Annotated in this window: 25 protein-coding genes and 1 tRNA gene; 10 read left to right on the top strand and 16 right to left on the bottom strand. The window is 61.7% G+C overall.

What is annotated here, in order from left to right:
* Positions 1 to 141 precede the first annotated feature (141 nt).
* Entirely contained in the window at positions 142 to 330 is a 189-nt protein-coding gene (locus EDE05_RS25810; RefSeq protein ID WP_105373038.1) for a DUF3008 family protein, read from the bottom strand.
* A 149-nt stretch (positions 331 to 479) separates the two neighbouring features.
* On the opposite strand from EDE05_RS25810, the gene EDE05_RS25805 reads away from it, so the two are divergent.
* From EDE05_RS25805 to EDE05_RS25795, 3 genes are all read left to right on the top strand, one after another.
* Positions 480 to 737, top strand: coding sequence for a hypothetical protein (locus tag EDE05_RS25805; RefSeq protein WP_105373039.1), 258 nt, complete (start codon positions 480 to 482; stop codon positions 735 to 737).
* Between the two features lie 164 nt (positions 738 to 901).
* A complete protein-coding gene (locus EDE05_RS25800; RefSeq protein WP_245422933.1) occupies positions 902 to 1,696 on the top strand; it encodes a nucleotidyltransferase family protein in 795 nt (264 codons plus the stop codon).
* A 77-nt stretch (positions 1,697 to 1,773) separates the two neighbouring features.
* Positions 1,774 to 2,460, top strand: coding sequence for a metallophosphoesterase (locus EDE05_RS25795; RefSeq protein WP_134103249.1), 687 nt, complete (start codon positions 1,774 to 1,776; stop codon positions 2,458 to 2,460).
* Positions 2,461 to 2,515: 55 nt separating this feature from the next.
* Here the strand turns inward: EDE05_RS25795 and lpdA are convergent, their stop codons facing one another.
* From lpdA to EDE05_RS25765, 6 genes are all read right to left on the bottom strand, one after another.
* Positions 2,516 to 3,913, bottom strand: a complete 1,398-nt coding sequence (gene lpdA, locus EDE05_RS25790) for a dihydrolipoyl dehydrogenase (protein ID WP_105373041.1) — start codon at positions 3,911 to 3,913, stop codon at positions 2,516 to 2,518.
* 15 nt (positions 3,914 to 3,928) lie between these two features.
* Complete coding sequence (locus tag EDE05_RS25785) at positions 3,929 to 5,224, bottom strand: dihydrolipoamide acetyltransferase family protein (RefSeq protein ID WP_132409297.1); 1,296 nt, start codon at positions 5,222 to 5,224, stop codon at positions 3,929 to 3,931.
* Positions 5,225 to 5,227: 3 nt separating this feature from the next.
* A complete protein-coding gene (locus tag EDE05_RS25780; protein ID WP_105373043.1) occupies positions 5,228 to 6,241 on the bottom strand; it encodes an alpha-ketoacid dehydrogenase subunit beta in 1,014 nt (337 codons plus the stop codon).
* Positions 6,242 to 6,416: 175 nt separating this feature from the next.
* Complete coding sequence (locus EDE05_RS25775) at positions 6,417 to 7,667, bottom strand: 3-methyl-2-oxobutanoate dehydrogenase (2-methylpropanoyl-transferring) subunit alpha (RefSeq protein ID WP_205839346.1); 1,251 nt, start codon at positions 7,665 to 7,667, stop codon at positions 6,417 to 6,419.
* A gap of 36 nt (positions 7,668 to 7,703) precedes the next feature.
* On the bottom strand, positions 7,704 to 8,471 hold the full coding sequence (locus tag EDE05_RS25770; protein WP_105373044.1) for a 3-hydroxyacyl-CoA dehydrogenase: 768 nt from the start codon (positions 8,469 to 8,471) through the stop codon (positions 7,704 to 7,706).
* A gap of 9 nt (positions 8,472 to 8,480) precedes the next feature.
* Positions 8,481 to 9,611: an acyl-CoA dehydrogenase family protein gene (locus EDE05_RS25765; RefSeq protein WP_105373045.1), complete on the bottom strand. Its 1,131-nt coding sequence runs from the start codon at positions 9,609 to 9,611 to the stop codon at positions 8,481 to 8,483.
* 185 nt (positions 9,612 to 9,796) lie between these two features.
* Between EDE05_RS25765 and treZ the strand changes: the two genes are divergently transcribed.
* The 4 genes from treZ (at position 9,797) to EDE05_RS25745 (ending at position 16,191) form a co-directional block, all read left to right on the top strand.
* Positions 9,797 to 11,608 carry a malto-oligosyltrehalose trehalohydrolase gene (gene treZ / locus EDE05_RS25760; protein WP_105373046.1) on the top strand — a complete coding sequence of 604 codons (1,812 nt, stop codon included), beginning with the start codon at positions 9,797 to 9,799 and terminating at the stop codon, positions 11,606 to 11,608.
* Positions 11,605 to 14,148 carry a malto-oligosyltrehalose synthase gene (treY, locus tag EDE05_RS25755; RefSeq protein ID WP_132409299.1) on the top strand — a complete coding sequence of 848 codons (2,544 nt, stop codon included), beginning with the start codon at positions 11,605 to 11,607 and terminating at the stop codon, positions 14,146 to 14,148. Before treZ ends, treY begins: the two co-directional genes overlap by 4 nt.
* 424 nt (positions 14,149 to 14,572) lie before the next feature.
* Positions 14,573 to 15,910, top strand: coding sequence for an NAD(P)/FAD-dependent oxidoreductase (locus EDE05_RS25750; protein WP_105373048.1), 1,338 nt, complete (start codon positions 14,573 to 14,575; stop codon positions 15,908 to 15,910).
* Positions 15,907 to 16,191 carry a hypothetical protein gene (locus EDE05_RS25745; protein WP_105373049.1) on the top strand — a complete coding sequence of 95 codons (285 nt, stop codon included), beginning with the start codon at positions 15,907 to 15,909 and terminating at the stop codon, positions 16,189 to 16,191. Before EDE05_RS25750 ends, EDE05_RS25745 begins: the two co-directional genes overlap by 4 nt.
* Before the next feature lie 58 nt (positions 16,192 to 16,249).
* Here the strand turns inward: EDE05_RS25745 and EDE05_RS25740 are convergent, their stop codons facing one another.
* From EDE05_RS25740 to EDE05_RS25730, 3 genes are all read right to left on the bottom strand, one after another.
* Positions 16,250 to 17,107 (bottom strand): SDR family oxidoreductase, encoded by an 858-nt coding sequence (locus tag EDE05_RS25740; RefSeq protein ID WP_105373050.1) that lies wholly within the window; start codon positions 17,105 to 17,107, stop codon positions 16,250 to 16,252.
* A gap of 133 nt (positions 17,108 to 17,240) precedes the next feature.
* Complete coding sequence (locus tag EDE05_RS25735) at positions 17,241 to 17,489, bottom strand: hypothetical protein (RefSeq protein WP_132409301.1); 249 nt, start codon at positions 17,487 to 17,489, stop codon at positions 17,241 to 17,243.
* A 95-nt stretch (positions 17,490 to 17,584) separates the two neighbouring features.
* Positions 17,585 to 18,007 carry a DUF983 domain-containing protein gene (locus EDE05_RS25730; protein WP_105373052.1) on the bottom strand — a complete coding sequence of 141 codons (423 nt, stop codon included), beginning with the start codon at positions 18,005 to 18,007 and terminating at the stop codon, positions 17,585 to 17,587.
* A 247-nt stretch (positions 18,008 to 18,254) separates the two neighbouring features.
* Between EDE05_RS25730 and EDE05_RS25725 the strand changes: the two genes are divergently transcribed.
* Entirely contained in the window at positions 18,255 to 19,109 is an 855-nt protein-coding gene (locus EDE05_RS25725; RefSeq protein WP_105373053.1) for a glycerophosphodiester phosphodiesterase family protein, read from the top strand.
* A gap of 6 nt (positions 19,110 to 19,115) precedes the next feature.
* On the opposite strand, the gene EDE05_RS25720 is transcribed toward EDE05_RS25725, so the two are convergent.
* Positions 19,116 to 19,403, bottom strand: coding sequence for a hypothetical protein (locus EDE05_RS25720; RefSeq protein WP_105373054.1), 288 nt, complete (start codon positions 19,401 to 19,403; stop codon positions 19,116 to 19,118).
* A 163-nt stretch (positions 19,404 to 19,566) separates the two neighbouring features.
* On the opposite strand from EDE05_RS25720, the gene EDE05_RS25715 reads away from it, so the two are divergent.
* Positions 19,567 to 20,925: an amidase gene (locus EDE05_RS25715; RefSeq protein WP_105373055.1), complete on the top strand. Its 1,359-nt coding sequence runs from the start codon at positions 19,567 to 19,569 to the stop codon at positions 20,923 to 20,925.
* A 4-nt stretch (positions 20,926 to 20,929) separates the two neighbouring features.
* Here the strand turns inward: EDE05_RS25715 and EDE05_RS25710 are convergent.
* The 4 genes from EDE05_RS25710 to EDE05_RS25695 all read right to left on the bottom strand — a co-directional run bounded on the left by EDE05_RS25710 (position 20,930) and on the right by EDE05_RS25695 (position 24,273).
* A tRNA-Met gene (locus tag EDE05_RS25710) sits at positions 20,930 to 21,006 on the bottom strand.
* Between the two features lie 135 nt (positions 21,007 to 21,141).
* Positions 21,142 to 22,338, bottom strand: a complete 1,197-nt coding sequence (gene mnmA / locus EDE05_RS25705) for a tRNA 2-thiouridine(34) synthase MnmA (protein ID WP_105373056.1) — start codon at positions 22,336 to 22,338, stop codon at positions 21,142 to 21,144.
* Positions 22,339 to 22,547: 209 nt separating this feature from the next.
* The gene (locus tag EDE05_RS25700) at positions 22,548 to 22,778 is read right to left on the bottom strand and encodes a hypothetical protein (RefSeq protein ID WP_105373057.1); all 231 of its coding nucleotides are present in this window, start codon (positions 22,776 to 22,778) and stop codon (positions 22,548 to 22,550) included.
* A gap of 373 nt (positions 22,779 to 23,151) precedes the next feature.
* Positions 23,152 to 24,273: a mechanosensitive ion channel domain-containing protein gene (locus tag EDE05_RS25695; protein ID WP_105373058.1), complete on the bottom strand. Its 1,122-nt coding sequence runs from the start codon at positions 24,271 to 24,273 to the stop codon at positions 23,152 to 23,154.
* A 115-nt stretch (positions 24,274 to 24,388) separates the two neighbouring features.
* Between EDE05_RS25695 and EDE05_RS25690 the strand changes: the two genes are divergently transcribed.
* The gene (locus tag EDE05_RS25690; protein ID WP_105373059.1) at positions 24,389 to 24,808 is read left to right on the top strand and encodes a DUF1810 domain-containing protein; all 420 of its coding nucleotides are present in this window, start codon (positions 24,389 to 24,391) and stop codon (positions 24,806 to 24,808) included.
* On the opposite strand, the gene EDE05_RS25685 is transcribed toward EDE05_RS25690, so the two are convergent.
* Complete coding sequence (locus EDE05_RS25685; RefSeq protein WP_105373060.1) at positions 24,805 to 25,833, bottom strand: Tim44 domain-containing protein; 1,029 nt, start codon at positions 25,831 to 25,833, stop codon at positions 24,805 to 24,807. The genes EDE05_RS25690 and EDE05_RS25685 overlap by 4 nt on opposite strands.
* Positions 25,834 to 26,110 lie beyond the last annotated feature (277 nt).

The following is a 26,110-nucleotide window of genomic DNA, read 5'->3' as shown; positions in this document are numbered from 1 at the left end:
CCTTCCGCAGTTGCGCTTCACTTCGCTCGCCATGACCAGCTTACGGTGGGACTTCCACCCACAAGAATGCGCCCATGCTGGGCGCACAACAAAAGGCGAGCGTCCCGTAACGCTCGCCCGATCTCCAAAGTTCCGGAACGATCAATGCTGTGCGGCGTGCTCCGGCTTTCCCTTCCGCTTCGTAGAAGCCATCTTGTCGAGTTCCTTTTCTGTCATGGATTTCTCCATGCTTTTCGAGGCTCCCTTGAGCTCGCTCTTCTTGATGTCGCCACGCTTGGCAGCCAGGGCGGCACCGGCTGCTTTCTGTTGTGCTTTGGATTTTGCAGGCATATCGGCCTCCTCGTATTTTCACTCTGGAAAACAACATGGCGCCGCCGCTTTGGTTCCAGATTTTGAGACGGAACATGTGGTCCATTGACGGGTTGTTCTGCTGAGCTGCCGCGCGTGTCAGCGGCTTCAGAACGCAGAAAGGGCCAACAATGAGCGAGAAACGCAACACCGCAGCCGGCGGCGACTCCTCCCGTTTCGAACAGGAGGGACGGGAAAGAGTGGAGGATGCCCTTCACGCGCAGATGGACATGACCAACCAGGAGGCACTCAAGGAAGCCGCAAGGATGGGGGGCGGCGATACGTATCTCGTCCAAACCGATCTCGAAGACCGAGACCAGCGCGAGGACACCGACCAGCCGGATGGCCGCGCCAGCCCGATGGCGAACGCCGATAATCCCGAACGCTGACCTGATCTCCTGATCCGGAAAGGGGTCGAAGCGGAACCTACAGGCGCACCTGAGTGTTCCCCTGCGCGAGCCGAGATTGGGAGAGCTTGATGAACGCCGAAGCCAATGCAGCGCTGACCCTCACTCCGAGATCGGAGAAGGACGCGTTGAAGAACGAGCCAGACATGGAGGTGAAGGCTTCGCCGACGCTGGCGGATGCCGATTCGGAATCCTTCGTTGCCGGGGCTCTGGAGGATCTGGTCAACTGCCACATCCCGTTCCTTTTGGCCGGGACTTTTGCGGTCAGCGCCTATACCGGCATTTCCCGCCCGACCAAGGATCTGGATATCTTCTGCCGGGCGGGCGACTACGCCCGCATCCTCGCCCATTTCAAGGAGAAGGGCTACGAGATCGAGGTGGAAGACGACCGTTGGCTCGGCAAGGTGAAGAAGGGCCGGCACTTTTTCGACGTGATTTTCGCCGGCTCGAACGGCACCATGCCGATCGGCGATACCTGGTTCGAGAACGCCCGTCAGATCGAGATGAACGGCCACAAGGTGCGCATCATCGCGCCCACGGAGCTCGTCTGGTCGAAATGCTTTGTGCAGCTTCGCCACAGATATGATGGCGGCGACATCGTCCACGTCATCTTGCGGGCGCATGACCAGATCGACTGGCAGCGGCTTCTCAATCACATGGAAGTGCATTGGGAGGTGTTGCTGATCCACCTCCTGAACTTCCGCTGGATCTATCCGACCGAGCGGGACAAGGTGCCCGACTGGCTGCTGGACGAACTGCTTGACCGGCTGAAGGCGCAGCGCGAACTGCCGCTGCCGCAGATGAAGATCTGCCGCGGCCGCATGTTCAGCCGGGTGGATTTCGAAATCGACGTGAAGGAATGGGGTTTCGCGGACGTAGGCGGAGAAGGTGAACTGCGCGAAGGCGTACAGCAGGAAACGGCACAAGGAGGAACGGTGTGACCAAGGAGACGGATGTAAACAACGACGCCGCCAAGGCCGGAGCAAAGAAGGCGAATGGCAAGGCTAAGATCGCCGCCATGGGCGACCTGCATGTCAAGGAGCACGGCACGACATCCTACAAGGAATTGTTCACCGAGATTTCCCAGAACGCGGACATATTGGTGCTGACCGGCGACCTCACCGACCTTGGGAAGGTGAAGGAGGCCGAGATCCTTGCTGCCGACCTGCACTCCTGCTCGATTCCCATCGTCGGCGTCCTCGGCAATCATGACTACGAATGCGGCTGCGTGGAGGAAGTGACGCATATCCTGAAGGATGCCGGCGTCCACCTCCTGGAAGGACAGGCCGTCGAGATCAACGGTGTCGGTTTCGCAGGCGTGAAAGGCTTTGCCGGCGGATTTGGCCGGCATATGCTCGGCTCCTTCGGGGAGCCGGCGATCAAGGCGATGGTCACCGAAAGCGTCGAAGAGACGATGCGGCTCGAAAACGCCCTCCGCCAGGTGCGCTCCGAGCGCGCCATGGTCATCCTCCATTATGCCCCCATCCGCGAGACGGTGGCCGGCGAACCGGAGGAAATCTATCCTTTTCTCGGCTCATCACGTCTCGCAGAGACCATCGATCGCTTCCCGGTTAAAGCCGTCGTCCACGGCCACGCGCACCGAGGCACCTACCAGGGCAAGACGCCCGGCGGCGCCCCGGTCTATAACGTCGCATCACATATCGAGAAGCCGACCGGCAAGCCCTATGCGTTGTTGGAGCTTTAGAAGGCGTCGCCGTCTCTTTGCGATTGCGACGTCTCGATCACAGCCTCAATCACGGTTACACATGCAGCGCATGCCCGAGCGCCTTCAGCGCCGCCTCCGCGAAAGCTTCTGACTGGGTCGGATGCGCATGGATCGTGCCGGCGATATCCTCCAGCCTCGCTCCCATCTCGATCGCGAGCGAAAAGGCGGCGGAGAGCTCTGAAATTCCCACTCCTACGCCCTGAATGCCGAGCACCAGGTGATTGTCGGCGCGTGCCACCACGCGCACAAAACCTTCTTCGGACGACAGCGTCATCGCGCGACCGTTGGCCGTGAAGGGGAACTGGCCGATCTTGACCTCGCGGCCCGCTGCCCTCGCCTCATCCGGCGACAGCCCTACCGACACGATTTCCGGATCGGTGAAGCAGACGGCGGGAATGGCGCGCTTGTCCCAGTTTCGGCGTTTGCCCGAAACGATTTCCGCCACCATTTCGCCCTGCGCCATCGCCCGGTGCGCTAGCATGGGTTCGCCGGTCACGTCGCCGACCGCATAGATGCCGCGCATCGAGGTGCGGCACTGGTCGTCTATCCGGAGATACCTTCCGTCCATATCGAGTTCCAGTTCCTCGCGGCCCCAGCCGTCGGTCACCGGCTTGCGGCCCACCGTCACCAGCACCTTGTCGGCGGCGATCCGTCTTTCCTCGCCGTCGGCCGTTTCGGCGAGCAAGGCTTCGCCGTTCGCAGACATGCCCTTCACCTTGGTGCCCAGCAATATCTCAACACCCAGCGCCGAGAGCCGCTTCGCGACTGGCTGGGTGATCTGGCTGTCGTAGAGCGGCAGGATGCGATCGAGCGCTTCGACGACCGTCACCTTTGAGCCGAGCTTGGCGAAGGCGATGCCGAGTTCGAGGCCGATATAACCGGCGCCGACCACGGCTAGCCTTTCCGGCACCTGGGTCAGGGACAAGGCGCCGGTGGAGGAAAGCACCTTGCCCCCGAAAGGCAGCATCGGCAGTGCGACCGGCGCCGATCCGGTCGCAATCACGATGTTTTCGGCGCGGATGACCTGCTGGCCGGTCTCGGTCTCCACCTCCACCGTCTTGCCGTCTCGAAATTTCGCACGCCCGACGACGATTTTCACGCCTGCCTTCTTGAGCAAACCCGAGACGCCCATGGTCAGCCGGCCGGTGATGCCGTCCTTCCAGGCCATGGTCTTTGCCAGCTCGATGGCCGGGCTTTCGGCCCTGATGCCCATGGCATTGCGGCCGGCGGCCATGGCGACCGCCTTATGAAAATCGTCGGCCGTGTGGATCAGTGCCTTGGAGGGAATGCAGCCGATATTGAGGCAGGTGCCGCCCGGCTTCGCCATTTCGACGATGACCGTATCGACGCCGAGTTGACCGGCCCGGATGGCGGACACATAGCCACCCGGGCCGGCACCGATGACGAGGAGCTTGCAGGTGATTTCTTTCATTGTTCTTTCCCCACCTCACTCGTCGACGAATATCAGCGCTGGCGTTTCCAGAAGCGCTTTCAGCCGCTGCACGAAGGTTGCCGCATCCCAGCCGTCGACCACGCGATGATCGAAACTGGAAGACAGGTTCATCATCTTGCGCGGCACGAATTGCGTGCCATCCCAATGCGGTCGTATCGCCAGCTTGTTGACGCCGACGATCGCCACTTCCGGATGGTTGATGACCGGCGTTGAGACGATGCCGCCCATGGCGCCGAGCGAACTGATCGTGATCGTCGAGCCGGTCAGTTCCTCCCGCTGCGCCGTGCCATTCTTCGCCGCATCGCTCAACCGCGCCATCTCGCGGGCACAGTCGAAGATATCCCGCGCCTCGGCATGCTTGACGACCGGCACGACAAGCCCGGCCGGAGTTTGCGCCGCAATGCCGATATGCACGCCGCCGAACTGGCGGATGACGCCCGCCTCGTCGTCGAAATGCGCATTGATCCCCGGTTGCTCGGCGACTGCCTTCACCATGGCCCGCATCAGGAACGGCAGAATGGTGAGCTTCGGCTTGCCGGGTTTCAGGCTGGCGTTCATGCGGGCGCGCAGTTCTTCGAGCGCGGTCATGTCCACCTCCTCCACATAGGTGATGTGGGGAATGCGGGATTTGGCGAGTGCCATCTTCTCCGCGATGCGGCGGCGCATGCCGACGACCTTGATCTCCTCGATGTTCTTGTTTGGCTGCAGTCTCGCCGCCATGCCCGGACCGTTCTCGCGGCCGAGATATGCGTCCAGATCCTCGTGGGTGATGCGACCGGCCGGGCCCGTCCCCGAGACCTGACGCAGATCGATACCCGCTTCCTTCGCCCGCAGCCGGACAGCGGGAGAACCAAGCGGTTTCTCGCCTTCAGCGCGCGGAGCCCCGTGAGGAACGCCGGCTGTTTTCGGTGCCGCGGCGACCCGCAGCGGTGCAATGTCGGGAGCCAGCTTGGGCTTTTCCGCTGCTGGCTCCTGTTTCGGCTCCATCGAAAGCGACACCGGTTGGGACGCGGGGATTTCCGCCTCCGGTTCTTCTTCGTCCTCGGCACCTGCGGTCTTGATCTTCAGGATAACCGTGCCGGTGGGGATAACGTCTCCCACTTCCCCGTGCCGCCAGGTCACTTCGCCTTCCACCGGAGAGGGGATCTCGACGGTCGCCTTGCCGGTCATCACGGCGGCGAGCACCATGTCCTCGCGCACAAGGTCGCCGACACTGACATGCCATTCGACGAGCTCGGCTTCCGCGACCCCTTCGCCGACATCCGGCAGCTTGATAATTCTCTCAGCCATCGCTCAGGCCTCCATCATGTCGCGCAACGCCTGGCCCACCCGGACAGGTCCCGGGAAATAGTCCCATTCCTGCGCATGCGGATAAGGCGTATCCCAGCCCGCGATGCGCACGACCGGCGCTTCGAGGTGGTAAAAACAATGCTCCTGCACCAGCGCCGCAAGTTCCGCGCCGAAACCGGAGGTCAGCGTCGCCTCATGCACCACCATGCAGCGGCCGGTCTTCCTGACGGACTCCACGATGGTTTCGAGATCGAGCGGCATCAGCGTGCGCAGGTCGATGATTTCCGCATCGATGCCGGTCTCCTCCGCCGTTGCCTCAGCCACATGCACCATGGTGCCGTAGGCGAGAATGGTCACGGCCGAGCCCTCCCGCCGGACGACCGCCTTGCCGAGCGGCACGGAATAGTGCTCTGAGGGCACTTCCCCCAGCGGATGGCCCGCCCACGACGTCACCGGCCGGTCGTGATGGCCGTCGAACGGACCGTTATAGAGCCGCTTCGGCTCCAGGAAGATCACCGGATCCGGATTCTCGATCGAGGAGATGAGCAGGCCCTTGGCATCATAGGGATTGGAGGGCACCACGACCTGGAGGCCGCAGACATGGGTGAACAGCGCCTCTGGGCTCTGGCTGTGCGTCTGCCCGCCGAATATGCCGCCGCCGGTCGGCATCCGCACCACCATTCCGCAGGTGAATTCCCCGTTCGAGCGGTAGCGCAGCCGTGCCGCCTCCTGGGTGAGCTGGTCATAGGCCGGATACATGTAATCGGCGAACTGGATCTCGATGCAGGGTTTCAGCCCGTAAGCCGCCATGCCGATCGCCGTGCCGACGATACCGGATTCATTGATCGGCGCATCGAAACAGCGCGTCTTGCCGTATTTCTGCTGGAGCCCCTGAGTGCACCGAAAAACGCCGCCGAAATAACCGACATCCTCGCCGAACACGACCACGCTGTCGTCACGCTCCATCGACACGTCGATGGCGCTGCGGATAGCCTCGATCATCGTCATGCGAGCCATGGGAAGGCCTCCATGCAAATAGAATGGGGGTCGCGAATGGAGTTCCGCCGGAGCGACGAACTCCCGATGATCTCACCCCTTGAGGGGGAGATCGGCAAGAGGCATGGCTTACCACCCAATCTACCGACAGCCGAGGATGCGAACAGGATATACATATTGGTCATCTCCGCCTCCCTCACACCCCCGCCTGCTGCCGCTGCCGCTTCAGATGCGGCGGCATTTCCGCGTAGACGCCTTCGAACATGTCGCGCATCGACGGCCGGCCGCCGGAATGCAGCGTGCCGTGGCGTTCCGCCTCCTTCTGGGCGGCAACGACCGTGTCGCGGATTTCCGCTTCCATCTGCTTGTGACGCTCCTCGCTCCAGGCGCCGACGCGGATCAGATGGTTCTTCAGCCGGATCACCGGGTCGCCGAGCGGCCAGGCCTCCGACTCCTCCTTGGGGCGATAGGCAGAAGGATCGTCGGAGGTGGAATGGGCGCCGACGCGGTAGGTGACGTATTCGATCAGCGTCGGGCCGATGTTCCGGCGCGCCCGCTCCGCCGCCCATTTGGCGACTGCATGCACCGCAAGATAATCGTTGCCGTCGACGCGCAAGGACGGCAGACCGTAGCCCAGCCCACGCGCTGCAAATGTGCCCGAACCGCCGCGCGCAACGCCCTGGAAGGTGGAAATCGCCCACTGATTGTTGACGACGTTGAGGATGACCGGCGCGCGATAGGTGGACGCAAAGACCAGGGCGGAATGGAAATCCGACTCCGCAGTGGACCCGTCGCCAATCCAGCCGGCTGCGATCTTCGTGTCGTTCTTGATCGCAGACGCCATGGCCCACCCCACCGCCTGCACATATTGGGTCGCAAGATTGCCTGATATCGTGAAGAAGCCGTAGTCCTTCGCCGAATACATGATCGGCAGTTGCCGGCCCTTCAGGGGATCGGCGTCGTTGGAATAGATCTGGTTCATCATCTCGACCATCGGATAGCCGCCGGCTATCAAAAGGCCTGCCTGACGATAGGTCGGGAAATTCATGTCGCCCGGCTGCAGCGCTTTGCGGAAGGCGCAGGAGACCGCCTCTTCGCCAAGATGCTGCATATAGAAGGAGGTCTTGCCTTGCCGCTGCGCCATCAGCATACGGCTGTCGAAGGTGCGGAGGAGCATCATGTGCCTCAGCCCCTCCATCAGTTCCTCATTGGTCAGCGTCCCGGCCCAGGGGCCGACAGCCTCGCCTTCCCGGTTCAGGACCCGGATGATGGAAAAGGCGAGATCGCGGATCGTTTCGGGATCGACGTCCACTTCCGGCCGGCGCACGGAACCCGCCTTCGGAATGGTCACATTGGAGAAATCCGGCTTGCCTCCCGGCCGCACCTCCGGCTCCGGCACATGAAGACTTAACTTGCCCGGCAGGCCGAACTTCATGTCATCCGTCATTCGCTTCTCCTCCCAAAGAACCGGGTATTGTCCCGTTCAACGCGGCGCCATGCGAAGCGCTCCGTCGAGACGGATGACTTCGCCGTTCAGCATCGGGTTTTCGATAATGTCGCGCACCAGCCGCGCATATTCCGAGGGCCGGCCGAGCCGCGGCGGAAACGGCACGGATTTGCCGAGCGAGGAGCGCACCTCTTCGGAAAACCCCGCCATCATCGGCGTCTCGAATATGCCGGGCGCAATCGTCATCATGCGGATACCGTCGCGGGCAAGCTCTCGGGCAATCGGCAGCGTCATGCCGGCAACGGCCGCCTTGGACGCGGAATAGGCCGCCTGACCGATCTGCCCGTCATAAGCGGCAACCGAGGCAGTGGCGACCAGCACGCCGCGCTCGCCTTCCTCGTTTGGCTCGGCCTTCGCAATCGCCTGCGCCGCCAGCCGGATCACGTTGAACGTGCCGATCGTATTAATCTCCAGAGCGCGCGTGAAGCTTTCCAGCGCATGCACGCGCTCCCTGCCAAGAACCTTCTCCGATGGGGCGATTCCGGCACAGCAGACGGCACCACGAATCGGCCCGTTTGCGGCCTCCGCCTGCGCCACCGCGTTTTCGACGGCGGTGCCGCTGCGCACATCGGTCTTGATGAAGATCGTATCCCTGCCAAGCTCGTTGGCCCTCGCCTGACCGTTCGTCTCATCGAGATCGAGCAGAGCGACGCGACCGCCTGCTTCAACGAGCATTTTTGCTGTCGCAAGGCCGAGGCCCGAAGCGGCCCCCGTCACCAGGAAATTTCCGCCTTCTATCTTCATCCTTGCCTCTCAGTTTGCCAGGCCGCGGGCGATGATGATCTTCTGGATGTCGGACGTGCCTTCGTAGATCTGGCAGACGCGGACATCGCGGTAGATGCGCTCGACCGGGAAATCGGAGATATAGCCATAGCCGCCGAGCGTCTGAATCGCCTCGGAGCACACCTTCTCCGCCATCTCAGAGGCAAAGAGCTTCGCCATGCAGGCTTCGTCCAGGCAGGGCTCGCCGCGATCCTTCAGCCGTGCGGCATGCAGCACAAGCTGACGCGCCGCCTCGATCTGGGTCTTCGCTTCCGCCAGCCGGAAGGCAATGGCCTGATGCTCGAGCAGCAGCTTTCCGAATGTCTTGCGCTCCTTGGCATAGGTGAGTGCCACGTCGAAGGCCGCCTGCGCCATGCCGACGCATTGGGCGGCGATACCGATACGTCCGGCCTCCAGGCCAGAAAGCGCGATCTTCAGGCCTGCGCCTTCCGGTCCGATTCGCTGGCTTTCGGGAATGCGCAGGTTGTCGAACATCAGCGCCGCGGTATCCGACGCCTTCTGCCCGAGCTTGTCCTCGACCTTGGATATCGAAAAGCCCGGAACATCCGTGGAGGTGACGAAAGCCGAAATGCCCCGTTTGCCGGCCGAAGGGTCTGTGACAGCGAAAATGATGACCGTTCCGGCAATCTTGCCGGACGTGATGAACATTTTCGAGCCGTTGATGACGTAGTCGCCTCCGTCCCTGGTCGCCCGGGTTCGGATGGCTGCGGCATCCGAACCCGTATCCGCCTCGGTCAGCGCGAAGGCTCCGATGTGCCGTCCCTCTGCGAGCGGCCGCAGGAACTGTTCCTTCTGCTCGTCGGAAGCATGCGCGTCGATGAGCGAACAGACGGGTGAATTATGGACGCTGACCAGCGTCGAGACCGCACCGTCGCCGGCGGCGATTTCCATCAGTGCGCTCGCATACGCCACATAGGAACAGCCGACGCCGCCCCACTCCTCGCTCGTGCGCATGCCCAGAAAACCCAGTTCGCCAAGCTGCTGGAGCACCTCCGGCTCGATCGCGTGCGCCTTCTCGCGCGCCGCCGCACCGGGCCTCAGCACCTCGCGGGAAAACTCCGCGGCCGTCGAACGGATGAGCTCCTCCTCATCTGTCAGCATGCAAAGATCTCCTCCTCGAAACCGTCTGCATTTCCCCTAATCTAGAGCCGGAATCGCTGGCGGGCCACTCCCGCGAACTTGCGATTTATTGCTCATTTCAGCAATTTTATTACGCGCCGATGGAAGGATGGAACTTGCAGGCCCCTCGACCGTTTGCCGGTCTCTTTTAATGGGGCTGATCGATAATGTCGGACGTCAATGCCGCTGCCGAATTCCGGACTTTTCCGAAGACTTGGGGAGCCGAATATGTCGCCGCCGGCGAGGTCCGGTTCCGCCTCTGGGCGCCGGGCCAGGAGACCGTGACACTTCGGCTGGACGGCGACGATACCGAAATGACCCGCACCGACGACGGCTGGTTCGAGCTTCTTGCCACAGGCATCGCACCGGGTGTCGAATACAGCTACGTCCTCGCCGACGGCATGACGGTTCCCGATCCCGCTTCGCGCGGCCAGAAGGGCGACGTCAACGGACCCTCGCTGGTCATTGACCCCACCAGCTACGCTTGGCAAAACACTGACTGGAAGGGCCGCCCTTGGGAGGAGACGGTCGTCTACGAACTCCATATCGGCACCTTCACCAGGGACGGCACGTTCCGGGCTGCAATCGACAAACTGCCCTATCTCGTCGAGCTCGGCATCACCATGATCGAGGTCATGCCGGTCGCCCATTTCGGCGGCAACCGCGGCTGGGGTTATGACGGCGTGCTGCTCTATGCGCCGCACGCAGCCTACGGTCCGCCGGAGGATTTCAAGGCCTTCATCGATGCGGCCCACGGCCATGGTCTGTCGGTGGTGCTGGATATCGTGCTCAACCACTTCGGACCGGAAGGCAATTATCTGCCGCTGCTTGCGCCATCTTTCTTCCACGAGGAAAAAATGACGCCCTGGGGCGCGGCGATCGCCTATGACGTGGAGCCGGTGCGCCGCTACATCGTGGAAAACGCCCTTTACTGGCTGGAGGAATTCAACCTCGACGGCCTGCGCTTCGACGCGATCGACCAGATCGAAGATCCGTCCGAAAAGCACGTGCTGATCGAGATCGCCGAACGCATCCGCGCAGAGATCACCGAACGGCCGATCCATCTGACGACGGAGGATTCGCGCAATGTCATTTTCCTGCATCCGCGTGACGAACAGGGTAATGCACCGCTCTTCACCGGCGAATGGAACGACGATTTTCACAATGCTGTCCATGTCTTCGCGACCGGTGAGACCCACGCCTATTACAAAGATTTCGCCAAAAACCCGGAACAGCTGGTGGCCCGGGTGCTCGCCGAAGGTTTTGCCTATCAGGGAGAAGTCTCGCCGCAGAACGGCAAGAAGCGCGGCGTCAAAAGCGTCGACCAGCCGCCCGTCGCCTTCGTGGACTTCATCCAGAACCACGACCAAGTGGGTAACCGGGCGCAAGGCGAGAGGCTGATTTCGCTCGCCGGTCCGGACAGGACGAAGGTGCTGCTCGCGACGCTTCTGCTTTCGCCCCATATCCCGCTCCTCTTCATGGGCGAGGAATATGGCGAGACCAACCCGTTTCTGTTCTTCACGGATTTCCACGGCGATCTGGCCAAGATCGTTCGCGAAGGCCGCCGCAAGGAGTTCGAGGGTCACGCCGGTCACGAGGGCGATGCGGTGCCCGATCCCAATGCCAAAAAGTCCTTCGACGTCTGCAAGCTCGATTGGAGTAAGCTTGAAACCAGCGACGGCGGAGATTGGCTGGCGCTGACGAAGGAACTGCTGGAACTTCGCAGGCGCTATGTCGTGCCGCTGCTCGGATCGGCAGGTGGCCGCAGCGGCAAGGTGGTGAAGACGGGCAAAGGCTTCCTCGCCGTTTCGTGGAGCTTCCCCAAGGGCACGCTTTCGCTTGCTCTCAACATCAGCGATCGGGACCATGAGCTGCCGGAACAACCGGGCAGGGTGATCTTTGCCTTGCCGGAGACGGGAAAGCGTCTGCCGCCGAACTCGGTACTGGTCAGCGTCGAACCCGCGGGAGAGGCTCTATGAGCATACCGCTCGCCACCTATCGCATCCAGTTTCGCAACGGCATGACCTTCGACCGAGCCGCGGCCCTGGTGCCCTATCTGAAGCGTTTGGGCATCAGCCATCTTTATGCCTCGCCGATCTTCACCGCCACAACCGGCTCGACGCATGGCTATGATGTCACGAACGCCAATGAGGTCGAACCGACGATCGGCGGCCGCGAGGGTTTCGAACGGATGGTCAAGGCGCTCAAGGCGGAGGGCCTCGGTCTCATCCTCGATATCGTGCCGAACCACATGGCCGCCTCGCTGGAAAATCCATGGTGGCGGGACGTGGTGGAGAACGGCGAAAAAAGTGCCTATGCCCGCCATTTCGACATCGACTGGAGCCGACGCCTGACGCTGCCCTTTCTCGGCGACAGGTTCGAGAAGGTTCTGGAAGCCGGCGAGATATCCGTGAAAGCCGACCCGCAGACGGGCAGGCCTGCTTTGGCCTATTTCGACGCCTTCTATCCTCTCGACCCGGCGAGCTACCAAGGCCGAGAAGCGGAAACCCTGTCGATCACAGACAGGAGAGAGATCGCCAGGCTGCATGACGAGCAGCCCTATAGGCTGATCTCCTGGCGGGACGCGCCGCGCGAGCTTTCCTACCGCCGCTTCTTCGAAGTCACCGGCCTTGCCGGCGTCCGGGTGGAGGACAGCAAGGTCTTCGACGACACCCACCGGTTCATCCTCGAACTCGTCCATAGCGGCAAGGTGGACGGCCTGCGCGTCGACCATGTGGATGGAGTTGCCGATCCCAAGGGATATCTTGAACGGCTGCGCCACGAGGCCGGCCCCGACTGCTACATCATCGTCGAAAAGATCCTTGGCGAAGGCGAACACATCCCAGCGGAGTGGCCGATTTCCGGCACGACCGGTTACGAGTTCATCGCGGCCGTCAGCGATGTGCTGGTCGATGCCGACAAGCTCGATATCCTGCGTGACGCCTATGGGCGGGTGACTGGCAAGCCTGCCGACATGGCGGCCGCATTGCGCGCCGCCAAGCTGCTGATGACGGATCACAATTTCTCGGGTGAAGTGGCCAGCCTGTTGAAGCTCGCCATGCAGATCAGTCAGGCCGAGGACCGGGAGTGCTCGCTCCCCGAAACCTCGATCAAAACCGCGCTGCGCGAGCTGTTGGTGGCCTTCCCCGTCTATCGTACCTATGGCACGCGTGAAGGGATGCCGCCTGAAGGCCGGCAGCGGCTCTCCGAGGTTCTCGACAGGGTGCGCAACAGCCCAACTGCGCCGGACGATCACGCCCTCTCCTTCCTCGAGCGCATCCTGATCGGCGACGTAGAGCAATCGGCCGCAGGTCCCGCCTCCATCTTTCGCACCCGCTTTCAGCAATTGACCGGTCCGCTGATGGCGAAATCGGTCGAAGACACGCTTTTCTTCCGCCACCATATGCTGCTGGCGCTGAACGAGGTTGGCAGCGAGCCGCTACCTCGCGTCTTTTCGCTCGACCGGTTCCATCAGGAGATGCAGACCCGTCTCAAGCGGCAGCCGGATGCCCTCTCCGGCACCTCCACTCATGATACGAAGCGTGGCGAGGATGCTCGCGCCCGTCTCTTCACGATAACGGAAGCGCCCGACCTATGGGCCGAGGCGGTTGCCCGCTGGCGCGATATGAACAAGGCGGGGGTCGTTGTTCTGGCCGATGGTCCGGCGCCCGACCCCGGCGTCGAGTGGATGCTCTATCAGGCGCTTGCCGGAGCCTGGCCGAACGACCTGCGCCCGGAAGATCGTCAAGGTCTGGAGTCGCTGGAGGCGCGTTTTGCCGCCTATGTGGAAAAGGCGTTGCGCGAGGCAAAGCTTCGAACCAACTGGGGCAATGCCAATCAGGCCTATGAGGATGCCGTCATCGCTTATGCCCGCCGGCTGTTATCACCCGACAACCGGATGTTCCTGGCGGATTTCACCCATACGCTTCGCCCTTTCATTCGCGCAGGCCTGGTAAACGGCCTCACCCAGACGATTGTCAAACTCACCGCTCCCGGAGTGCCCGATATCTACCAAGGCAGCGAGGGCCTCGACCTTAGCCTGGTGGATCCGGACAACCGGCGGGAACCGGACTTCGGGGCGCTGCAGGAACGGCTTTCGGAAAAGGGAAAACTCGCCTCGTCGGAAGAGGAGGAATGGCAGAGTGGAAAACTGAAACAGCAGGTCATCGCGGCCCTGCTGCGCCTTCGCCAGGAAGCCCCGACGCTGTTTCGCAAGGGCGAGTATGTGCCGCTTGGCGTGACCGGCAAGCGAGCGGGGAATATCGTCGCCTTCGCCCGCGCGGAAGCCGACGACGCGATCGTGGTGATCGCCCCGAGGCTCGTTTTCAATGCGCTTCACACGGGCGTGTCGGAACCTCGTTCCGAACGATGGGCGGAGACCGAGATCACCCTTCCGGAGAGGCTCGCAAACCGCCGTTATCGCGACATCTGCAGCGGCAAGAGTATCGATCCGAAGGAACGGATTCCGGTTAGCTGGGTCTTCGCCGAACACCCCTTCGGCCTTCTGCTGGCGGAGTGATGGCGCAGCAAATAAGGCACCGATCCGCCTGGGTCCGGTGCCTCTGATAACTCTCCCTCGAGCCTTGCCTCTCAACCGATGCCGATAAAGGACAAGATGGCAAGAACGATAACGACGGCTCCAACGAGCCAGACAATGCTGTTCATGACGATCTCCTGTTCAGGTTGCCGTTTGGAAGCAAAGCCTCCAGATAAAATTAATCAAGCTAAATCAAGCGAATCCGACGAGGTTTAAAACCGCGATCACAATCACCACGGCGCCGACCAACCAAACGATGCTGTTCATGGCATTCTCCTTTCCTTGTTGTGGATTTGAACGGCGCGGGCGTAAAAAGGTTCCGGCAACGGGACTTGGAACAAACGCCTCCTCCGGGTGTTGAACGAGCGTCGTGCGAGGCTGCGAGCTTTGCCCAACGGGTGGGGAAATGGACGAAAAAAACTCCCGAAACGAGATTGTGGACGGCACGAGTTCTTCCCGCCCGCCCCCCAGGGTCGTCATCGTCGGCGCCGGCTTCGGCGGCCTCGCAGCAGCCCGTGAGCTCGGCAATACCGAGGTGGATGTCACCGTTATCGATCGGCGCAACCACAACCTGTTCCAGCCGCTGCTTTACCAGGTCGCCACGGCCGCCCTGTCGCCGGCGGACATTTCAGAACCGATCCGCCGTACCCTCGGACGCTACCGCAATATCAAGGTCATGCTGGCGGAAGTGGCCGGCGTCGATGCTGCGGCGAAAACGGTGAAGCTCGATGACGGAAACGAGGTCGCCTACGATCGGCTCGTGATCGCCACCGGTTCGGAATACAATTATTTCGGTCACGACGACTGGCGGGCCTGGGCCCCAGGCCTGAAAACCATTCACGAAGCCCGGCTGATCCGCCAGCGCCTGCTGCTTGCTTTCGAGAAAGCAGAACTTTCCCACGATCCCGAAGAGAAAAAGGCGCTGCTGACCAGCGTCATCATCGGCGGCGGCCCGACGGGTGTCGAGATGGCCGGCGCGATTGCGGAACTCGGGCACTTCATGATTACCCGCGACTTTCGCAAGCTGGAGCCCGACCATATGAGGGTGATCCTCATCGAGGCAGGCCCCAAGATACTGTCGGCCTTTCCAGACGATCTCACGGCCTATGCCCGGCAGGCACTGGAAAAGATGGGGGTCGAGGTGATGACCGGCGTAGCGGTGGAGGCGATCAGCAAGAACGAGGTGGTGGCAGGCTCCATGCGTATCCGCACCGGCTGCGTCATCTGGGGAGCCGGCGTCAAGGCATCTCCCGCAGGCAGATGGCTTGGCATCGAGGGCAAGGCAGGCGGGCGGATTCCGGTCGAGCCCGATCTTTCCGTCACTGGCTTTCCGGATGTCTATGCCATCGGCGACACGGCCCTCGGACTTGCTGAAGACGGCAAACCGCTGCCCGCACTCGCCCAGGTCGCCAAGCAGGAGGGAGAATATCTCGGCAAGGCTTTAGGCGCCAGTTTGCTGGCTGGTAAACCAGTCGAACCGTTCCGCTTCCGCAACCGCGGCAATACGGCGGTCGTGGGGCGCAATTCCGCGATCTTCGATTTCGGCAGATGGACGCTCAAGGGCTGGTTCGCCTGGCTTCTTTGGGCGCTGGTGCACGTTTATCTGCTGGTCAATTTCGAAAAGCGGCTGCTCGTCAGCATCCAGTGGATCTGGCGCTACCTGACCCGCCAGCGCGGAGCACGGCTGATCGACGAAAATGCAGCCTCCTTCGTGCCGTCTTCCACGCAAAGGACAGAGACATGAACACTGCCAACCCTCAGCTTGAAGGCCTCTATCTGGCGCTTGCCGCCGTCAACCGGCTTCTCGTCGACAAGGGGCTCGTGTCGAACGCCGAACTGCAGGATGTCCTTCAAGCCACGGAGCGCGCAGTATTGGCCGACGACAAGCCGCTCAACGTGTCGAGCTCCCATCAGAAGGCAGTAGCCTTTCCGATCCGCCTCCTGCTTCTGGCGAACGAGGCGCATGAAGAAGGCAAATCCTTCTGTTTTGATGATCTGGCCAGGGAAATCGGGCGAAGAACCTGAAACGCCGAACGGCGGCCTGCGCACATGCCGCCGTTGTTCTGGGGGGGAGGAGAGCCGGTCAGATCATCGGCTTGCCGCCGGTGACCGCAATCGTGCTGCCGGAGACGTAGCTGGAGAGCGGGTCCGCCAGCATTACATAGGTGGTGGCAAGTTCGGCCGGCTGTCCCGGTCGTTTCATCGGCACCTGCTTGCCGAATTCTTTCACCTTGTCTTCCGGCATCGTCGACGGAATGAGCGGCGTCCAGATCGGACCGGGCGCAACGGCATTGGCGCGAATGCCCTTCTCGGCGAGGAGCTGCGCCAGACCGGCGGTGAAATTCTGGATCGCGCCCTTGGTGGTCGCATAGGCGAGCAGCGACGGGTTCGGGCTGTCGGAATTGATCGACGCGGTGTTGATAATCGCGCTGCCCGGTTTCATATGCGGCACGGCCGCCTTGGTCAGATAGAACATCGCGTGGATATTGACCTTGAAGGTCAGCTCCCACTCCTCGTCCGAAATGTCCTCGATCGATGAAAAAGTGGCCTGATGCGCCGCATTGTTGACGAGGATGTCGATGCCGCCGAGTTCGCTGACGGCCTTGTCGATGATGGCGCGGCAATGAGCCGAGGTCTTGATGTCACCGGGCATAAGCACTGCCTTGCGGCCTGCTTCTTCCACCAGGCGTTTGGTGTCCCTGGCATCCTCGTCCTCATCGAGATACGAGATCAGCAGATCGGCGCCTTCGCGCGCATAAGCAATGGCGACGGCTCGGCCGATACCGCTATCGCCGCCGGTGATGATCGCCTTTTTCCCCGTTAACCGCCCTGCACCGCGATAAGAAAGTTCGCCGTGGTCCGGCACCGGGTCCATACGGCCGGTAAAGCCAGGCATCGGCTGCTGCTGCTCGGGAAAAGGTGGGGTGGGATACTGGGGCATGGAAAGCTCCGTGTTTTTCGTTGGAAAGTTTTATCTTCCAACTAGCCTCACAGCGGGATGTTCCACTTTAGAGCAAGACCTTGCTGAAAAAGAAAAAGGCGCGCCGAAACGCACCTTCCTGCAGTTCACCACCTTAAGCTCCGGGGGTCGCCGCACCATCTCCTCCACGAAGACGCTTCAATTGGGTGACGATCCTCAGAGAACTCGAAGCGCGGGTGGCGGAGAAATCCGAACTCTTCGACAATATCTGCAGCATCTCCTCCGCCTCGTCCGCTGAGATCGTGCCGCGCGCGGCGAGACCGTCGATCAGGACGAGCAGCGCTCCCTCGACGGCCAATGATCGTCGGTGAACTTCCATTTCGATTTCGGCGGTATCAGTCATTGCGGGCTCCTTGAATTCTAACCTCTCGAATGGCTTCAGGAGAAAATTGTTCCTGAATTCGATCGGCACATGGAGCCCGTTCGGCAAACTGCCGGTCAGCTGCCGTCCTTTTGCCGGTCGCCCGCCTGAGTTCCGCCAGGGCCTCTGTCGATCTTTCCCTGCTCCGCCTTGTAGAAATACTGGCTATTGACCAGCCAGCCCTTGAGCGGCCTGAGGGGCAGCAGGCAGGTAATCAACAGCACGGGCAGCGAGATCAGCAGGTGCACCCAGAACGGCGGCTGGAACATCACCTCGATCCACACCGCCAGCGCGACGCTCGGCACGCAGGCGAAGCAGATGACGAAGAATGCAGGACCATCGGCAGGATCGGCAAAAGAATAATCGAGGCCGCAGACCTCGCAGCTCGGCTTCAAAGTCAGAAAGCCGTTAAAGAGATGGCCCTGGCCGCAGCGCGGGCAGCGGCCGCGTATCCCGGTGGTGTACGGGGAAAGAGGCGCCCAGTTCGCTTCATAAGCCATGATATCTGCCTTTCGTGACATAGGGCGGGCTATATCCTTGCGGGATTACCGCCAAACCCGCCCCCATCGCAACATGTTCCCCCGTTGCGCGTCAATCTGCCGCCAATCATGCCGCCTGTTGCGGGCTTCAATCCGAATGGAAGATTGCAGGAGGTGTTCAGAATTCTGTCATCGATCTGTGGCAGGGGAAACAGAAGAGCATAGTCTGGGGCTCTTCCCGAATCGCCTCTCACCTTTGCGGACCGGTATGACATCCGAATATTCAGGCCTGGGCATCGCCTATCGCGATCATTTCACACGTCTCAAATGGCATCGCCTGCGCCGCAGCATGAGCGATCCGCTATTTTCCGCCAGCGTGATGGCGGATGGGTTCCGCCTGGGCGCCTCGACCGAACTCGACCTCAGGGTCCGCGCCGACGGCGGCTTCGTTGTGCTGCACGACGGGGAACTGGAGGGCGAGACGGACGGCAGCGGCCTCGTCCGCCAAGCTTCCGCGCAGGACATCAGACGTCTGCGGATGAAAAAAGCCGGCACCCCGCCGATCCTTAGCGAGGATCTGGCAACCATGCTCGAAGCGGCGCATCCTGACGCGCTGCTGCAATTCGACATGAAGGATGAACTGGCGGTAATCGGCGACCGAGGCCTCGATCATCTCGCCCACCATTTCGCCGGTGCCGGTTCCTCGATCATCGTCAGCGGCGCCGATCTCGACCTCATCCTTGCAGTGAAGGAAAGGCTGCCGGATCTCAAGCGCGGCATCGACCCCACCGACAAGCTCGTCGAGATTTATCGGCATCAGGGCCTCAAGGCTGTGGAAACAGACCTTCGCTCCGATCTCGCCGGGCCGACCGAGCCGGACACCATCTATCTTGCCTGGGAACTCCTGTTGCAGGCCGCCCGCGACGGGCTCGACCTGATCGCCCTCTGCCACGATGCCGGCAAGCTGGTCGATGCCTGGACCTTCAACCTCAAGAACCCCGAAACAGGCTTCAGCGAAACCGAAGCCCACGCCTTCAGGACTTTGATGGCGTTGAAACCGGATCAGATCACCACCGACGAGGCGCCTGCTACCGAACGGGCCTGGGCGAGGATCTCCGACTGATATCTGTCAATCGTCCCAGAACGGCCCCCGATAGACCCGGCGGCTGACCAGCTTCAGGCTGCGGTCCGGCTGGATGATATATTCCTCATCCACCCGTTGGCCGAAGGAATTGCGGAACGTATGCGGCACGAGACTGCCGACGGGCGCCTTTTTCAATCGGGTGCGCGGCTGGCCACCATAGGTGATGCTGCCGGGGATGGGCTCCAGCCCGCCACCAGTATTGAAGCTGCCTGTAGCCGTGCTGCAGCCGGCCAGCATAACGGCAAGACCGGCAATGGCGACGATGTTCTTCATGGGACGATCCTCTGATTGTTCCCGTTTGAGCGGGGACTCGCTGAACTGCTTTTAGCCGCTTGAAGTTCCTTTGCGCCGTTGCGACGCAACAAATCTCCTGTCCATCGGGAAAATATCGGCTACACCTGTGAACCGCCAGGAGTGAAAGAGGGGAATAGCTGCCGTGACGAAGTCTTTTGGAGCCATGTCGATCGCCGAACTCTCCGCGCTTATCCAGACGGGCGCGGCCGACCCGGTCGAAGTGACCGAAACGGTATTCGCCGGCATCGAAGCCTATCCGGACAAGGCGGTTTTCATCACACTTTTCAAGGATCGGGCTTTGGCCGAAGCCTCGGCATCCTCGAAGCGCCTCAAGCAGGGCCGTTCGCTTGGCCTCCTTGACGGTATCCCGATCGCGTGGAAGGACCTGTTCGACATCGAGGGCCTGCCGACCACGGCCGGTTCCAGGGTGCTGAAGGCTGCCGAACCGGCCAAGAATGACGCCGCCGTGGTGGATCTTCTCAAGCAGGCCGGAATGGTTGCCATCGGCCGCACCAACATGAGCGAATTCGCCTTCTCCGGCATCGGCATCAACCCGCACTACGGCACGCCGCATAATCCGCGCAGCAAGGATGGGCCGCGGATTCCGGGTGGTTCCTCCTCCGCTGCGGGCGTTGCGGTCGCCGCAGGGCTCGTGCCTGTCGCGATGGGCACCGACACCGGCGGCTCGGTCCGCATTCCGTCAGCCCTGAACGGCGTCGTCGGCTACAAGGCGACCCGCGGCCGCCATCTCATGCAGGGCGTCTACCCTCTCGCGAAAAGCCTCGACTCGCTTGGTCCTCTCTGCCGCACGGTGCAGGATGCGGTCTGGATAGACGCGGCAATGCGCGGGCTTGCCGCCTCGCAGATCGCAAGACAGCCGGCCGTGCCGCTCGATATCGTCGTCCCGACCAATATCGTCTTCGACGGCGCCGAACCGGGAGTGGCCCTGGCCTTCGAAGCGGCGATCCAGCGGCTGGAGAAGGCTGGCTGCACGGTGACTCGCATAGCCATCCCCGCCTTCGGCGAAATCCTGCGGCTGATGTCCACGCGGGGCGCCCTGGTCACCGCCGAAGCTTTTGGGCTTCATCAGGAAAGACTGAGGGGACCGGAAGCCGCCGATATGGACCAGCGGGTTGTCGCCCGCACCAGGCTCGGCGAAAAGATAACGCTGCCCGACTATCTCGCCATCCTGGAGACCCGCGCACGGCTGATCGCCGAGACGGAAGCGCTGATCGGCAACCGCTTCGTCGCCATGCCGTCGGTCGCCCACGTGGCGCCGAAGATCGCCGATCTTGCTGACGACGATACGTTCTTTGCTGCAAACGGAAAAACACTGCGCAACACGATGCTCGGCAATTTCCTCGACTGGTGCGGCGTTTCCATCCCGTGCGGGACCGGCGATGCCGACATGCCGGTGGGCTTCCTGCTCTCGGCCAATGCCAATCACGACGACGGCCTGCTCCAGGCGGCCATGGCATACGAGGACATCATCAGGGGATAGGAAGTGGTAGCGGGGGGCGGAATTGAACCGCCGACCTCAGGGTTATGAATCCTGCGCTCTCACCAACTGAGCTACCCCGCCACAGGGTCCGCGGAAAGCTCTTGAAGAGCCCAGTCCGCTTCGGTCGTGCGGCTTATAAGACCCCCGTCACCAAAGTGTCAAGCAGCCTTTTGGCAAATCCGGCGGCTATTTTCCGCGCCGCCGGAAGTTGCCCGATCAGGCCGCGACAGGCGTGGAAAGCAATGCCTTCAGAGAGGCTTCCGCATCGGCGGCACGTTCCGAGCGTTCGATGAAGCCGCCGCCATAGACCCGCGCATCCGGCCCTTCCGCCGAATAGAGCACACAAGCTTGGCCGGGCGCCACGCCCGCCTCCCCGACGGCGAGGTCGACATAGACGCCGCGATCGTCGCAATGGACGACGGCAGGCGCCGGCGGACGGGTCGAGCGCACCTTGGCGAAGCAGGCAAAACCATCCCTGGCATCGGCTTCGAGCGAACCGTCACCGATCCAGTTGACGTCGCGCAGGTAGACCCGGTGAGTGTCGAGCGCTTCTCTAGGCCCCACGATCACGCGGCGGGAGCGGGCGTCGAGATAGACGACATAAAGCGGTTCGCCGGTTGCCACCCCGAGGCCTTTGCGCTGGCCGATCGTGTAGTGCACGATACCTTCGTGCCGGCCGAGCACACGCCCGTCGATATGGACGATCTCGCCTGCAAGCGCGGCATTCGGCTTCACCTTGCTGATGATGTCGGCATACCGGCCCTGCGGCACGAAACAGATGTCCTGGCTGTCAGCCTTCTTGGCGACGACGAGCCCCATGTCTTCGGCAAGCGCCCTCACCTCCGCCTTCGGCATGCCGCCGAGCGGAAAGCGTAGATAGTCGATCTGCTCCTGGGTGGTCGCAAACAGGAACCAGCTCTGGTCGCGGTCGCTGTCGACCGGACGGAAGAGCGCACGCCGGGTCGGGTTGTCGGGGGTCGGGTTGGGTCGCGAGCGGATGTAATGGCCGGTCGCCAGCGCATCGGCACCCAGTTCCTTCGCCGTCGCCAGGAGATCGGCAAATTTGACCGTCTGGTTGCAGGCGACGCAGGGGATCGGCGTCTCGCCCATGGCATAGGCTTCCGCAAACGGATTGATCACCGTTTCCCGGAACCGCTTTTCGTAGTCGAGCACGTAATGTGGAATGCCGAGCGTTTCGGAAACGCGGCGCGCGTCGTCAATGTCTTGGCCGGCGCAGCAGGAACCTGCCCGGTGCACCGCCGCGCCGTGATCGTAGAGCTGCAGCGTGATGCCGAGCACATCATAGCCCTGACGTTTGAGCAGACCTGCGACGACGGAGGAATCAACTCCCCCCGACATGGCAACGACAACGCGTGTGTCTTCTGGCCTTTTGTCGAAATCCAGCGTATTCACGGGTAACTCTCTCGGTCTCTCAAACCGCCGATGCCGAAGTCAAAGGGCGGAATATCCGGCCCGGTGCGGGATCGGCCGCGCGTCAGGCAATTCTTGGGGGATATAGAAAGGATTGCGTGCCAGCGCAAGGAGTATGGCCATCAACGGAAACGGACCAATGATCTCGGGACTTGTCCCCCGGTCGATCTGTGGAGATCGGAAGGTTCTTCCTACTGGTATCCGTGCGGCCGGATATCGTCTTCCGGTTCGTCGGGGGTCGTGCTGGCGAGACGCATGACATAGTCTTCCGCGGCATCGGCAAGCGCCAGCGCGATCTCCAGCTTATCAAGCCCTTGCCGCTGCAACTGATCGATCAGGTCCAACATCGCCGCCTCGATTTTGAAGCGATTGATGGTCAGCGGATCATAGGGTTCATCTTGCGTGGGATGTTTTTCGGTCATGTGCCTGGTCTCCCAACCTGGGGAGAGCATCGCACACCACACGGACTACGCAAGATAATGCTAAAATAAAGGTTAACGCAGTGCAGCAATGCAACACACTTTATCTCGCCGCCAGGAGCAGAGAGTGCGCTGCGCCGTGTCAGTCCGAGGAACGGTTCATGTCATGAACGACCCAGCGGAAGAAGCCATAGACCACACAAAAGAAGAGAATGAGCGGCATTAAATTCTCGACCTGTTCCATGGCTGCGTCTCAATTTCGGGGCTCTCTTCGCGAGCCATCTGTAATGAATCAAATTACTGGCACATGCTTCATTTCGAATTAACTAAAAGATTTAAAGAATCTAGCGACCTAGAGTATTATTTTTTAGACAACTCACGACTGCAGTGAAGGCTGCCGCATCGCTTCGGCAGCAATCGCGCCGTTTGAATTGCCAAAGGTCTCCGCCCGGACACGCGGCAGGCTTGCCGGATATTCCTTCTGGATGAATTCGATCATTTTTTCCCGCATCTCGCAGCGGAGATCAAAAGTCTTCGGTGCATTGGAAGCAGAAATGAGAACCCGGATCTCCATGACGTTTTCCCTGAAATCCGTGATCTGCACCGCCACAACCCGCCTGTCCCATAGCTGTGACGCTGCCGCGATCTCCTCCGCCTTGCGGCGAATGGCCGAAACGGGAACCGCATAGTCGAGATAGATCATCACGGTGCCGATCAGGGCTGCCCCTTCGCGCGTCCAGTTCTGGAAAGGCCGTTCGATGAAATAGCTGAGCGGCAGGATCATCCGCCGCCAGTCCCAGAGCTTGATGACCACATAGGTCGACGTGATCTCCTCGACATTCCCCCACTCGCCCTCGACGATCAAGGCGTCGTCTATCCGGATCGGCTGGGTGATGGCGAGCTGGATGCCGGCGAGAATGTTCTTCAGCACCGGCTGCAGCGCAAGACCGAGCACGATACCGGCAACGCCTGCCGATGCGAGCAGGCTGACCCCGTATTGCTGAACGGTCGGAAACGTCATCAGCATGGCCGCAATGGTGATTGCCACGATCATCGAACCGGCGATGCGCTCGGCGATCCGCGACTGGGTGACATGCGCACGGGCCAGCAGGTTGTCTTCTGCATCGAGCTTGAAGCGGCGAAGATATACGATCATCCAGACATGCAGGACGATCTTCGCCATCCATCCGACGACGATGATGAAGCAGAGCAGCAGGACATGCCGGAGGAACGTGGATTGATCCTCGGTCAAGGGGGCGATCGCGGCACCGAAAGACAAGGTCCAGGTGAGGATTGCAAGCCGCATCGGCCGCCGCGTACGGGCGACCAGCGACCTCCAGAAAAGATCCTTGCTCTCGACCAGGCGCGTCAGGAAGCGGAAGCCGAAGCGCTGGATGGCGAGGCCGACCAGGAAGGCGACGGCGAGCACGCCGATGCTGACGACCCCGTTCGGCAGCCATGCCGTGTCGTTGCGGAATTCCTGAATGAAGCGTTCCATGTGCCCTCACCTAGTGTGCGATGCAACACAGGAAAGGCCGGCCCCAAAAATATCACGTTTGAGGCTCTTCATGGGCGCGGGGTGGATAAACCACGAACAGGGCGGAGAATAATGCATGCAATTCGATCTCATGCGCTTCGTCGATGCGCAGGCGCCGGTCTATGCTCAGGTCCTGGATGAACTGCGGCGCGGCCAGAAGCGCTCCCATTGGATGTGGTACATATTTCCCCAGGTTGCCGGGCTTGGCTTCTCGATCATGTCGCAGCGTTTCGCGATCGGTTCGAAGGCAGAGGCCGCCGCCTACCTCGATCATCCGCTGTTGGGCGTGCGGCTGATCGAATGCACCGAAGCGATGCTGCTCCACAAGCACCTCTCCGCCCATGCCATCCTCGGTTCTCCTGACGACACGAAGTTCAGAAGTTCGATGACGCTGTTCGATATGGTCAGCAAAAAGGGCTCGCCTTTCGAGCGAGCCCTCGTCCAGTTCTATCATGGCCAGCGCGACGAAAAAACGCTCGCGCTGCTGGAACGTTAGGCGGCAGCCTGGATCGCCGAAAGCTTCCAGTCGTTGGCCGGCTTGCGCACGAAGGTCCAGACCTCGACTGTCTCGGTCACCTTGTCGGGATCTCCCTCGGCGACGGCGCCGGTATTGCGGTCCCGCATGAAATCGACGCTGGAATAGCGCATCGCGACGGTTGCGTAGTCCTGGCCGTTCTCGCGCCAGGCTTCGGCAAGATCGCCCTGCAGCAGTTTCACGTCCTTGACCTCGTTCTTGAGCCCGTTGGTGGCGTTCTCGCCGAGCTCTTCCGCCAGATAGGACATCGCTTCCGGGGTCGTCAGGTTGCGTAGCTTGGCATAATCCTCGGCGGCGTAGGCGGACTGCACCTGCGTCAGCAGCTTCTCGAACTGGTCGAGGTCGCGATTGGTGATGCCGATCTCGTCGGTCTCAGGGCCTGCCTGACGCGGCGCGGCGGCGTATTCGCCCGTCGCGGCGCCACCGCCCAGCGAACCTATCTTCGGGATCTGGAACCCCGACTGGCTTTGCCGCGGCGGCTCATAGGCATTGCGCTGCTGGCCGTAACCGCCGGCAGGGCCTGCCGGCTGCTGCTGGCGGCGACCGAAGAAACGGAAAGCCAGCATGGCGAGACCGGCAATCAACGCGATCTGCAACAACATGCCGAAGAAGCCGGCCATGCCGCCGAAGCCCGTGCCCATCATCATGCCCAGGAGGCCGCCAAGCGCGAGACCGCCGAGCAGGCCGCCGGCCAAGCCACCAAACAGCCCGCGACGCGGCTGCTGCGCCGCCTGCTGGCCAAACCCGCTCTGCGGCGTTGTCGCGTTCTGCTGCGTATTTGGCGTCATCGAGCGGTTGATCCCGGTCGGCGCCGTGGGGGCCGTGTTGGTGGTCGCCGGCGCCGAATAGGTGCGCGTCCCGCGGCTGCCGAACCCGCCACCGCCAGCGCGGCGCGCCTCGGCCATATCGACGGCGGTCAGCGAAACCGCCATGCCGACCGCAAGGATCGCGAACAGTTTCTGGAAACGCCGAAGCTTGGATAACATCATTTTCTCCTCATGGCCGCAGGGTTGCGGCATTCCCGGTCTATATAGCGACGGGCAGCATTCGATTTTAGTGGCGCTGCCGATTTTTCCCGCCGAAGTAGATAACGAACTTCAAAGGGGGAGCCAAGTTCCAAAAATACAACCTTGAGGAATGGTCGGAGCGGTTGGCCCCGCTCATGCAGGAATCGGGATAGGGGGGAGCCTATTGGCTCCGCCCCTCCCACACCACCCGGCATGCGGGTCCGCACCGGGCGGTTGGAGCAGTTGAGGTCGTCAG

The organism is Neorhizobium sp. R1-B (assembly GCF_004368875.1).
GTDB lineage: Bacteria > Pseudomonadota > Alphaproteobacteria > Rhizobiales > Rhizobiaceae > Neorhizobium > Neorhizobium huautlense.
The sequence above is the reverse complement of the archived record's forward strand: the minus strand, read 5'-3'. Positions and strand labels throughout refer to the sequence as shown.